The sequence below is a fragment of the Pseudomonas sp. GXM4 genome (genome assembly GCF_008923895.1).
GTDB classification, from domain to species: Bacteria; Pseudomonadota; Gammaproteobacteria; order Pseudomonadales; family Pseudomonadaceae; genus Aquipseudomonas; species Aquipseudomonas atacamensis.
This window is the reverse complement of the sequence record NZ_WBRZ01000031.1, coordinates 20,449-32,393: the sequence shown is the minus strand read 5'-3', so window position 1 is coordinate 32,393 and position 11,945 is coordinate 20,449. Positions and strand designations below refer to the sequence as shown.

General features: G+C 61.0%; 9 protein-coding genes and 1 pseudogene. 9 read left to right on the top strand and 1 reads right to left on the bottom strand.

Features of this window, described 5'->3' with window-relative positions; genetic code table 11:
- The first annotated feature begins 113 nt into the window (after positions 1 to 113).
- The 4 genes and pseudogenes from F8N49_RS07190 (at position 114) to F8N49_RS07175 (ending at position 4,372) form a co-directional block, all read left to right on the top strand.
- Positions 114 to 524 (top strand): YbaN family protein, encoded by a 411-nt coding sequence (locus F8N49_RS07190; RefSeq protein ID WP_122602096.1) that lies wholly within the window; start codon positions 114 to 116, stop codon positions 522 to 524.
- 105 nt (positions 525 to 629) lie between these two features.
- A pseudogene (locus tag F8N49_RS28535) lies at positions 630 to 1,925 on the top strand (chemotaxis protein); the annotation flags it as partial.
- Between the two features lie 150 nt (positions 1,926 to 2,075).
- Positions 2,076 to 2,831 (top strand): methyl-accepting chemotaxis protein, encoded by a 756-nt coding sequence (locus F8N49_RS28530; RefSeq protein ID WP_372241010.1) that lies wholly within the window; start codon positions 2,076 to 2,078, stop codon positions 2,829 to 2,831.
- Between the two features lie 191 nt (positions 2,832 to 3,022).
- On the top strand, positions 3,023 to 4,372 hold the full coding sequence (locus F8N49_RS07175) for a CoA transferase (protein WP_151551061.1): 1,350 nt from the start codon (positions 3,023 to 3,025) through the stop codon (positions 4,370 to 4,372).
- 325 nt (positions 4,373 to 4,697) lie between these two features.
- On the opposite strand, the gene arcD (F8N49_RS07170) is transcribed toward F8N49_RS07175, so the two are convergent.
- Entirely contained in the window at positions 4,698 to 6,125 is a 1,428-nt protein-coding gene (gene arcD / locus F8N49_RS07170; protein ID WP_122746778.1) for an arginine-ornithine antiporter, read from the bottom strand.
- Positions 6,126 to 6,562: 437 nt separating this feature from the next.
- On the opposite strand from arcD (F8N49_RS07170), the gene arcD (F8N49_RS07165) reads away from it, so the two are divergent.
- The 5 genes from arcD (F8N49_RS07165) to F8N49_RS07145 all read left to right on the top strand — a co-directional run bounded on the left by arcD (F8N49_RS07165) (position 6,563) and on the right by F8N49_RS07145 (position 11,855).
- On the top strand, positions 6,563 to 7,990 hold the full coding sequence (arcD, locus tag F8N49_RS07165) for an arginine-ornithine antiporter (protein WP_016773517.1): 1,428 nt from the start codon (positions 6,563 to 6,565) through the stop codon (positions 7,988 to 7,990).
- Positions 7,991 to 8,025: 35 nt separating this feature from the next.
- Entirely contained in the window at positions 8,026 to 9,282 is a 1,257-nt protein-coding gene (gene arcA, locus F8N49_RS07160; protein ID WP_016773516.1) for an arginine deiminase, read from the top strand.
- Between the two features lie 68 nt (positions 9,283 to 9,350).
- Positions 9,351 to 10,361, top strand: coding sequence for an ornithine carbamoyltransferase (locus F8N49_RS07155; RefSeq protein WP_024014074.1), 1,011 nt, complete (start codon positions 9,351 to 9,353; stop codon positions 10,359 to 10,361).
- Between the two features lie 139 nt (positions 10,362 to 10,500).
- Complete coding sequence (gene arcC / locus F8N49_RS07150) at positions 10,501 to 11,430, top strand: carbamate kinase (protein WP_016770621.1); 930 nt, start codon at positions 10,501 to 10,503, stop codon at positions 11,428 to 11,430.
- 62 nt (positions 11,431 to 11,492) lie between these two features.
- Positions 11,493 to 11,855 (top strand): DUF5064 family protein, encoded by a 363-nt coding sequence (locus F8N49_RS07145; RefSeq protein WP_041479784.1) that lies wholly within the window; start codon positions 11,493 to 11,495, stop codon positions 11,853 to 11,855.
- The last annotated feature ends 90 nt before the right edge of the window (positions 11,856 to 11,945 follow it).

Below are 11,945 nucleotides of genomic sequence, written 5' to 3'. Positions count from 1 at the left end.
ACATTCAACATCAATGTGCCTGATCAACCGCTTTCGCGAGCAGGCTCGCTCCCACAGAGCTCACCACAAATCTGTAAGATCCCCGTTCCGCTTCAGAAGCCGCCGCTGAGCCCATGCCCGCACCCGCCCCATCAAAACTCGCCCGTCTGCTGTTCGGCCTGCTGGCCTATGTCAGCCTCGGCATTGGCCTGATCGCCATCGTCGTGCCCGGCCTGCCGACCACCGAGTTCATCCTCCTTGCCGCGTGGGCCGCGACCCGCAGTTCGCCGCGCTTGAGTGCCTGGCTGGAAAATCACCGCCTGTTCGGGCCGATCCTGAGTAACTGGCGCAACGGCAGGATCATCGCGCGCAAGGCCAAGCTCAGTGCCACCGTCAGCATGCTGTTGTGTGCGACGTTGATGCTGGTGATGCTCGATCACGGCTGGCCGATCTATCTGGCGATTGCCGGCATGGCCATGGGCAACCTGTGGATCTGGTCGCGTCCGGAGACGCCCGTCGCGGTAGTGAAACATCCCTGTAATTAAAGCCTTTTCAGCACTTTCCCCTGCGCAAACGTTTAGCAGCGACCGTCCGTCGGCAAGCGCCTCATGCCGTTTCGCTTAACGCCGATGAGGATTGAATGGCGCTGAATGGATTTGGCAAACCGGGCTTCAGGCCCAGCCACCTGTTTATTCCATTCGCGAGATCGCCCCATGTTCGACTCTCTTTCCATTCGCCTGAAAATCGTCCTGCTCTCCGGCCTGTGCCTGCTCGGAGTGGTGGCGCTGATTGTCAGCATGAACATCTACCAGACCAACCAGAACGACGCGCTGGTCAGTCAATCCAGCAACCAGTTACTCACCGCCAGCGTGCAGAACCTGCTGCAGGCCAAGGCCGCCGAGCAAGCGGTGCGGGTGCAGAAAACCTTTGGTGAAAGCCTGCTGGTGGTCACCGCCCTCGCCGATCAGATCAAGGATCTGCGGACGATGGCCACCAAGCGCTCACTCGAAGCCGGCGCCGTTCGGGAAGAGTTGAACCAGAGTCTGAAAACCGCTTTCGAGCGCAACGATAAAGTCCTCGGTATCTGGCTGGCCTTCGAACCCAACGGCCTCGACGGCAAGGACAGCGAATTCGCCAACGATGCCGCGCGGCAATCCAACGAAGCCGGGCGCTTCGCCTCGTACTGGAGCCGTGCCGCCGGCGCCGCGCTGAATACGATCATGGTCGAGGACGACCTGACCAAGACCACCCTCAGCGTCAGCGGCACGCCGTACAACAGTTGGTACACCTGCCCTCGCGACAACAAGCGCACCTGCCTGCTCGACCCGTATGCCGACACCGTCGGTGGCAAGGAAATGCTCATGACGACCGTTTCCGTGCCGCTGCTGGTGGATGGCAAAGCGATCGGCGTGGTCGGTGTCGACATCGCGCTCGACGCCCTGCAAGCCGCCGCCGTCGACTCGCAGCGCAGCCTGTTCAACAACGCCGGGCATATGCTGATCGTCTCCGGCAGCGGTGTGCTGGCGGCCGACAGTGCTGACGCGACGCGGGTCGGCAAAAAAATCGGCGACACCCTCGGCGCCGATGGCAAGGATGTATTGCAACTGGTCGGCAGCGGTACGGCGAAAATCCTCGAACAGGGCGACCTGATTCGCGCGGTTTACCCGGTCGACCCAATCGGCAATTCGCGCGCCTGGGGCGTGGTCATCGACCTGCCCGAGCACGTGCTGCTGGCCGATTCGGTAAAGCTGCAAGCGGTACTGGATGATGCGCAACAAACCGGCGTGATCACTGCCCTGCTGGTGGCGGGCGTGGCCGGTCTGGTCGGCCTGCTGCTGATCTGGCTCACCGCCTCCGGCGTCACCCGTCCGATCAACAGCGTTGCTGAGATGCTGAAGAACATCGCCAGCGGCGAAGGCGATCTGACCCAGCGCCTGAACTACAGCAAGAAAGACGAGCTGGGCGAACTGGTGAACTGGTTCAACCGCTTCCTCGACAAGCTTCAGCCGACCATCGCGCAGATCAAACAAAGCATCACCGAAGCGCGCGGTACGGCCGATCAATCGTCGGAAATCGCCCGCCAGACCAGCGAAGGCATGCAGGTGCAGTTCCGCGAAATCGATCAGGTCGCCACCGCCTCCAACGAAATGAGCGCCACTGCCCACGACGTCGCCAACAGTGCCTCGAACGCGGCCAATGCGGCCAAGGGTGCCGATCAGTCGGCGAAGGACGGCATGGCGATCATCGAGCGCAGCACCCGCGACATCAATCAGTTGGCCGATGAAGTCAGCAAAGCGGTGACCGAAGTCGAAGCGCTGGCGGTCAACAGCGAGCAGATCGGTTCGGTGCTGGAAGTAATCCGCAGCATCGCCGAACAAACCAACCTGCTGGCTCTCAACGCCGCCATCGAAGCCGCCCGCGCCGGTGAAAGCGGTCGCGGTTTTGCCGTGGTCGCCGACGAGGTGCGCAACCTGGCCAAGCGCACGCAGGATTCGGTGGAAGAAATCCGCATCGTCATCGAGCGCATCCAGACCGGCACCCGTGGCGTGGTCGCGACCATGCACTCGAGCCAGACCCAGGCGCACAACAACGCCGGGCAGATTCGTCAGGCGGTCGATGCACTGGGCAAGATCAGCGACGCGGTGACACTGATCAGCGACATGAACCTGCAGATCGCCAGCGCCGCCGAAGAACAGAGCGCCGTGGCCGAAGAGGTCAACCGCAACGTCTCGGCGATCCGCACCGTCACCGAAACCCTGACCGAACAGGCCACCGAGTCGGCAGCGATCAGCAGCCAGCTCAACAGCCTGGCGAGCCAGCAGATGAAGTTGATGGATCAGTTTCGCGTCTGATCGCCACCCCACCTATCTGATCGTTCCCACGCTCCGCGTGGGAATGCATCAAGGGACGCTCCGCGTTCCAGCTTTCGATTGGGACGCAGAGCGTCCCGGGCGGCATTCCCACGCGGAGCATGGGAACGATCCTCAATCCAGCCCGGTTATGTTTTGCACTATCATCGCCCTCTCGTTCCGGAGGGCCTTCGATGACTGATCTGCTCACGTCCATCCAAACCGCACTCGATTTGCCTCACACGCCAATACTCTTCACCGGTGACGGCGCGCTGCCCTCGGCGTTCGCCGTCACTGAACTGGCCTGCGCCAGCATCGCCGCTGCCAGCCAAGCGCTCAGCGAATTGCTTCACCAGCAAACCGGGCACTTGCCTGCGGTTGCAGTCGACCGACGCCTGGCCTCGTTCTGGTTCTCCACCTCGCTTCGCCCGATCGGCTGGCAGGTGCCGCCGCTGTGGGATCCCGTCGCCGGCGACTATGCGACCCGGGACGGCTGGATCCGTCTGCACACCAACGCTCCGCATCACCGCGCCGCCGCTGAACGCGTGCTCGGCGCCTGCGCCGACCGCGCCGCAATGGCGGCAAAAGTCGCGCAATGGGACAGTGCGGATCTGGAACAAGCAGTGGTCGACGCCAACGGCTGCGCCGCCGAGATGCGCAGTTGGGCGCAGTGGCAGCAGCATCCGCAGGGGCTGGCGGTGAATGCCGAAGCGCTGGTGCAATTCAGCGAGCAGACGGACGAGAACCGCACCGCCTGGCAAGGCTCGATCGCACGACCGCTGGCCGGGATCAAGGTGCTCGACCTGACCCGCGTGCTCGCCGGCCCCACCGCAAGCCGCTTTCTCGCCGGGCTGGGCGCCAACGTCTTGCGCATCGATCCACCGAGCTGGAACGAGCCCGGTGTGGTCCCGGAAATGACCGTGGGCAAACGCTGTGCGCGGCTGGATCTGCAGACTCCTGCGGATCGCGCGGTGTTTGAAGGCCTGTTGAAAGACGCCGACATTCTGCTGCACGGCTACCGCGCCGATGCGCTGGAACATCTGGGGTTTGGTATTGAACGCCGAAGGCAACTGGCACCGGGGCTGATCGACGTCTGTCTCAACGCCTACGGCTGGAGCGGCCCCTGGCAGAACCGCCGGGGCTTCGACAGCCTGGTGCAGATGAGCAGCGGCATCGCCGAGGCCGGACAGCGCTGGCAGCACAGCGATAAACCGACGCCACTGCCGGTGCAGGCGCTGGATCATGCGACCGGGTATCTGCTGGCGGCGAGTGCGATCAGATTGCTGACTGAACGACTGGCCAACGGTCGCGGGGGTTCGGCGCGGTTGTCGCTGGCACGGACGGCGAAGCTGTTGGTCGAGCATGGGCCGGGGATGCTTGATCCGCTGCGGGCTGAAGACGCACTGGATCAGGATCCGGCGATTGAACAGACCGCGTGGGGGCCGGCGCGGAGGTTGCGCGTGCCGCTGCAGATCCGCGGGACGGCGGTGCGGTGGGATTGGCCGGCGACGGAGTTGGGCTCGCATCCTCCGTGTTGGCCATGAGAAGCCCCTCACCCTAGCCCTCTCCCAGAGGGAGAGGGGACTGATTGGGGGATATTGGAGAGTTACGCCGACGTGAAAGATTTTCGTCGAATCCATAATCGACTCGATCGCTCAGGTCGATGTATAGCGCCAGACACCTCGGTAGATCCCCTCTCCCTCTGGGAGAGGGGACTGATTGGGGGATATTGGACAGTTACGCCGACGTGAAAGATTTTCGTCGAATCCATAATCGACTCGATCGCTCAGGTCGATGTATAGCGCCAGACACCTCGGTAGATCCCCTCTCCCTCTGGGAGAGGGCTAGGGTGAGGGGCTGCTTTTCAGATCACAACGACAACACTCCGCTATACAACCCATACGCCGCCAGCCCCGCCCCGATCACCACGCAGGCAAAAATCCCTTTCTCCACCGTGGTAAAAACCGGTTGCCCCTGTTCACGCTTGGCCTTGGCAAACAGAATCACCCCCGGCGCATACAGCAGCGCCGACAGCAGCAGATACTTCACCCCACCGGCATACAACAGCCACACCGCGTAAACCAGGGCGATGCCGCCGATCAGCAGATCCTTGGTGCGCTCGGCCGACGCGTGTTCGTAGGTTTCGCCGCGCCCGCTGAGCAGCACCGCGTAGGCCGCTGACCACAGGTACGGCACCAGAATCATCGACGAGGCCAGGTAGATCAGGCTGGTGTAAGTCCCCGCCGAGAACAGTGTGATCAGCAAGAAAATCTGGATCATCACATTGGTCAGCCACAGCGCGTTGACCGGCACGTGATTGTTGTTTTCCTTCTTGAGGAACGCCGGCATGGTCTTGTCCTTGGCCGTGGCGAAGAGGATTTCCGCGCAGAGCAAGGCCCAGGACAACAATGCACCGAGCAGGGAAATCGCCAACCCGACGCTGATCAGCAATGCGCCCCACGGCCCGACGATGTGCTCGAGCACCGCTGCCAGCGAAGGGTTCTGCAGGTTGGCCAGTTCCGGCTGGCTCATGATCCCCAGCGACAGCACGTTGACCAGCACCAGCAGCGCCAGCACACCGAGAAACCCGATCACCGTGGCGCGGCCGACATCGCTGCGTTTTTCTGCGCGGGCCGAATAGACGCTGGCGCCTTCGATGCCGATGAAGACGAACACGGTGACCAGCATCATGTTGCGCACCTGGTCCATCACCCCGCCGAAATTCGGGTTGCTGCGGCCCCAGATGTCACGGGTGAAGATCTCTGCCTTGAACGCGACGGCAGCGATGACGATGAACATGATCAGCGGCACAACCTTGGCCACGGTGGTCAACTGGTTGATCAGCGCCGCCTCCTTGATCCCGCGCATCACCAGAAAATGCACCGCCCACAACAGCACCGAGGCGCAGCCGATGGCGATCGGCGTATTGCCCTGACCGAACACCGGGAAGAAATAGCCAAGGGTGCTGAACAGCAAGACGAAATAGCCGACGTTGCCCAGCCAGGCGCTGATCCAGTAACCCCACGCCGACGAAAAACCCATGTAATCGCCGAACCCGGCCTTGGCGTAGGCGTAGACGCCTGAGTCCAGCTCCGGCTTGCGATTGGCCAGGGTCTGAAAGACGAACGCCAGCGTCAGCATGCCTATCGCAGTAATGCCCCAACCGATCAGGATCGCCCCTGCATCGGCGCGTGCCGCCATGTTTTGCGGCAACGAGAAAATCCCCCCGCCGATCATCGACCCGACCACCAGCGCGATCAACGCACCAAGGCGCAGTTTTTGCGTCGGTTGCGACATGCAGATCTCCTTGAAAGAGCCGTTGTTGTTTATTTGTAACAACACCTGACTAAAAGCCTAAGGGTAGATGACGTTTATCAGGTAATGCCGAATCTCGCACCGCTATATATAGCCGACCACGATAAGGCGTAGCACATTAAGTCAGTTTTGTTCGCCGATCTTGATTATTCGATTCTGTGCTGAAAACAGATGACCGACATTTGCCAATCGCTGAAAAGCAACTAGCGTCATAGTTCGAAAGCATTAATAGCTATTCCCGATTGCTTCAGCGAAATGGCTCTGGAATGGGCCTTTGAGGCTACAGCGTTATGCCCGCAACGGGCGGACAAGTCATTCATTAACAATGGAATGTGACCATGCACTGATCCATGTCAGCTGTTCGAACAGACAACAGTACTAGGCTGTGAGCTCTCCTTTCCTGCAATGGAGTCATGCAAATGTCTGAAGCGCCCGGAAAACTAAGACTCGGTGCACTGGTTGCACTGGTAGTCGGTTCAATGATTGGCGGCGGGATATTTTCGTTGCCACAAAACATGGCCGCCAGCGCCGACGTCGGTGCAGTGCTGATCGGCTGGGCCATCACCGCAGTCGGCATGCTCACCCTCGCATTTGTCTTTCAGACCCTCGCCAATCGCAAGCCTGACCTGGACGGCGGTGTCTACGCCTACGCCAAGGCCGGATTCGGCGACTACATGGGTTTCTCATCAGCCTGGGGTTACTGGATCAGCGCCTGGCTGGGCAACGTCGGCTACTTCGTTCTGCTGTTCAGCACCCTCGGCTATTTCTTTCCGATCTTCGGCGAAGGCAATACCCCGGCGGCGGTGATCGGCGCGTCCTTGCTGCTGTGGGGCGTGCATTTCCTGGTGTTGCGCGGGATCAAGGAAGCGGCGTTCATCAACCTGGTGACCACCGTCGCCAAGGTCGTGCCGCTGCTGCTGTTTGTATTGATCGCAGTCTTCGCGTTCAGACTGGACATCTTCACCGCCGACATCTGGGGCGTGAAAAACCCTGATCTGGGCAGTGTGATGAACCAGGTGCGCAACATGATGCTGGTCACCGTCTGGGTGTTCATCGGCATCGAAGGCGCGAGCATCTTCTCCGCCCGCGCCGAGAAGCGCTCGGACGTCGGCAAGGCTACGGTGATCGGCTTCATCACCGTGCTGCTGTTTCTGGTGCTGGTGAACGTGCTGTCGCTGGGCATCATGACCCAGCCGGAACTGGCGAAACTGCAGAACCCGTCGATGGCCGCCGTGCTTGAGCATGTGGTCGGTCACTGGGGTGCGGTGCTGATCAGCGTCGGCCTGATCATCTCGCTGCTCGGCGCGCTGCTGTCGTGGGTGCTGCTGTGTGCCGAGATCATGTTCGCCGCCGCCAAAGACCACACCATGCCGGAGTTTCTGCGCAAGGAAAACGCCAACCATGTGCCGGTCAACGCCCTGTGGCTGACCAACGCCATGGTGCAGGTGTTCCTGATCATCACCCTGTTCTCGGCCAGCACTTACCTGTCGCTGATCTACCTCGCCACCTCGATGATTCTGGTGCCGTACCTGTGGTCGGCGGCCTATGCCCTGCTGCTGGCGGTGCGCGGCGAGAGCTACGAAGGCTTTGCCGCCGAGCGGCGCAAGGATCTGATCATCGGCGGTATCGCCCTGATCTATGCGGTGTGGTTGTTGTACGCCGGCGGGGTCAAGTACCTGCTGCTGTCGGCCCTGCTCTATGCGCCCGGCGCGATCCTGTTCGCCAAGGCCAAGCTGGAACTCAAACAACCGGTTTTCACCAACGTCGAGAAGCTGATTTTCGCCGCAGTGGTCGTGGGCGCCGTGGTGGCGGCCTACGGTCTCTACGATGGCTTCCTGACGCTGTAACCCCTGATTGAATTGTCATCTGGAGGAACACAGAAATGACCACGGAAAAAGTGAAGTACGGCGTCCACTCCGAAGCCGGGAAACTGCGTAAAGTCATGGTTTGCTCCCCAGGTCTGGCCCATCAGCGGCTGACCCCGAACAACTGCGATGAACTGCTGTTCGATGACGTGCTGTGGGTGGCGCAGGCCAAGCGCGATCACTTCGACTTCGTCACCAAGATGCGCGAGCGCGGCATCGACGTGGTGGAAATGCACAACCTGCTGACCGACATCGTCGCCATCCCCGAAGCGCTGGACTGGATCCTCGAACGCAAAGTCACTGCCGACTCGGTGGGCCTGGGCCTGATCAGCGAAGTGAAATCCTGGCTGAAAAGCCTCGAGCCACGGCACATCGCCGAATTCCTGATTGGCGGCGTCTCGGCCGATGATCTGCCGGACAGCTTCGGTGGCAAGACCATCCAGATGTTCCGCGACTTCCTCGGCCACTCCAGCTTCATCCTGCCGCCGCTGCCCAATACCCAGTTCACCCGCGACACTACCTGCTGGATCTACGGTGGCGTGACGCTGAACCCGATGTACTGGCCGGCGCGCCGTCAGGAAACCCTGCTGACCACCGCCATCTACAAATTCCATCCGCAGTTCACCAACGCCGAATTCGAGATCTGGTACGGCGACCCGGACAAGGACCACGGCAACTCTACCCTTGAGGGCGGCGACGTCATGCCGATCGGCAACGGTGTGGTGCTGATCGGCATGGGCGAGCGTTCATCGCGGCAGGCCATCGGCCAACTGGCGCTGAACCTGTTCAACAACAAAGCGGTGGAAAAAGTCATCGTCGCCGGCCTGCCGAAGTCCCGCGCAGCAATGCACCTGGACACCGTGTTCAGCTTCTGCGACCGCGACCTGGTGACGATCTTCCCGGAAGTGGTCAACCAGATCGTCGCCTTCACCCTGCGTCCTGACGAAAGCAAACAGGGTGGCATCGACATCCGCCGCGAAGAAGGCAGCTTCCTCGACACCGTCGCTGCGGCGCTTAACCTGCCGAAACTGCGCGTGGTGGAAACTGGCGGCAACAGCTTCGCCGCCGAACGCGAGCAATGGGACGACGGCAACAACGTGGTGGCCATGGAACCCGGCGTGGTCATCGGCTACGACCGCAACACCTACACCAACACCCTGCTGCGCAAGGCTGGCGTGGAGGTCATCACCATCAGCGCCGGCGAACTCGGCCGAGGCCGTGGCGGCGGCCACTGCATGACCTGCCCGATCATCCGCGACCCGATCGATTACTAATCTTTGAGCCTTCGCCGCGACTTATCGAGCGCGGCCAAGGGGATAACCGAAACCCAAGGAGATCCATCATGGCTTTTAACATTCACAACCGTAACCTGCTCAGCCTGGAACACCACACCCCACGTGAGCTGCGTTACCTGCTCGACCTGTCTCGCGATCTGAAACGTGCGAAGTACACCGGCACCGAGCAACAGCATCTGAAGGGCAACAACATCGCCCTGATCTTCGAAAAAACTTCGACCCGCACCCGTTGCGCCTTCGAAGTGGCGGCCTATGACCAAGGCGCCAACGTCACTTACATCGACCCGAACTCCTCGCAAATCGGCCACAAGGAAAGCATGAAGGACACCGCCCGCGTGCTCGGGCGCATGTACGACGCCATCGAGTACCGTGGCTTCAAACAGGAAATCGTTGAGGAGCTGGCCAAGTTCGCCGGCGTGCCGGTGTTCAACGGCCTGACCGATGAATATCACCCGACCCAGATGATCGCCGACGTGCTGACCATGCGTGAACACGCCGACAAGCCGATCCACGAAATCAGCTACGCCTACTTGGGCGATGCGCGCAACAACATGGGCAACTCGCTGCTGCTGATCGGCGCCAAGCTCGGCATGGACGTGCGCATCTGCGCGCCGAAAGCGCTGTGGCCGCTGGACGATCTGGTCGCGCGCTGCAAAAAATACGGTGAGGAAAGCGGCGCACGCATCACCCTCACCGAAGATCCGAAAGAAGCGGTCAAAGGCGTCGACTTCATTCACACCGATGTCTGGGTATCGATGGGCGAACCGGTGGAAGCCTGGGCCGAGCGCATCCAGCAGCTGCTGCCGTATCAGGTCAACGCCGACCTGATGAAAGCCACCGGCAACCCGCGTACCAAGTTCATGCACTGCCTGCCGGCCTTTCACAACAGCGACACCAAGGTCGGCAAACAAATCGCCGAGCAGTATCCGCACCTGAAAAACGGCATCGAAGTGACCGACGACGTGTTCGAGTCGCCAGCCTGCATCGCCTTCGAGCAAGCGGAAAACCGCATGCACACGATCAAGGCGATTCTGGTTTCGACACTGGCTGATCTCTGACTGGTTGAAGATGATCGTTCCCACGCTCCCGCGTGGGAATGCATCCCGTGACGCTCTGCGTCACAGCGGACGCAGAGCGTCCGTGGCGGCATTCCCACGCAGAGCGTGGGAACGATCAACACGAAAAAGGACATGCACCATGCGTATCGTCGTAGCCCTGGGCGGTAACGCCCTGCTCCGCCGTGGTGAGCCGATGACCGCTGACAACCAGCGCGCCAACATCCGCATCGCCACCGAGCAAATCGCCAAGATCCATCCCGGCAACCAACTGGTCATCGCTCACGGCAATGGCCCGCAAGTCGGTCTGCTGTCGCTGCAAGCGGCGGCCTACACCTCTGTCACTCCCTACCCGCTGGACGTGCTCGGTGCCGAAACCGAAGGCATGATCGGCTACATCATCGAACAGGAACTGGGCAATCTGCTCGACTTCGAAGTGCCGTTCGCCACCCTGCTGACCCAGGTCGAAGTCGACGCCAATGACCCGGCTTTCAAGAACCCGACCAAGCCGATCGGCCCGGTCTACGAGAAAGCCGAAGCGGAAAAACTCGCCGCCGAGAAAGGCTGGGCGATTGCTGCCGATGGCGACAAATTCCGCCGCGTCGTCGCCAGTCCACGGCCGAAGCGCATCTTCGAAATCCGCCCGATCAAGTGGTTGCTGGACAAAGGCAGCATCGTCATCTGCGCCGGTGGCGGCGGGATTCCGACCATGTACGACGAGCAGCGCAATCTCAAAGGCATCGAGGCGGTGATCGACAAGGATCTGTGTTCGTCGTTGCTGGCCGAGCAACTGGAAGCCGACCTGCTGGTGATCGCCACTGACGTCAACGCAGCGTTCATCGATTACGGCAAGCCGACGCAGAAAGCCATCGCCGAAGCCCACCCGGACGAACTCGAACGCCTCGGCTTCGCCGCCGGCTCCATGGGACCGAAGGTGCAGGCAGCCTGCGAATTCGCGCGCCATACTGGCAAGGTCGCGGTGATCGGTTCGCTGGCCGATATCGAAGCCATCGTCCAGGGCACCGCCGGTACGCGGGTCAGCACGGCGAAGCCGGGGATCAGCTACCGATAACAATAAACGCCGGGGCAGGCTCAAGGCCTGCCCCGCTTCCATGCCTTGAAAGGAGTAGCTCAATGGCCCAGTTCGAACCCGGTCATCTGCACATCGAGCGGCACGCGTTGACCGACGATGACGTCAATTACAACGTGCATCTGGACTATGAAGTGTTCACTGATCCGCAGAAAGGCAAAGGTATTCAGTTCACCCTGCACGGCAGCATGCAGGGCAAGGACATGAAGGAGGCGTTTTTCCTGCCCAAGGAAGAGGCCTACAACTTCGCCCGCGATGTCACGCGGATCGCCGAGAAGTACGGAATCCCCAAGACCCACAGCCAGATCGGTTCGGTGCACAAGCATTACGATCTGATGTTTGAAGACATTCGGCAGAAGTTGAATATGCAGTCGGGGGATCCGGTGAACCTCGAGCATTTCGAATAAAAATCAAAAGCCCCTCACCCTAGCCCTCTCCCGGAGGGAGAGGGAACCGATTGGGGGATGCTGCAGCATTGCGTCGACCTGATCCTGCAT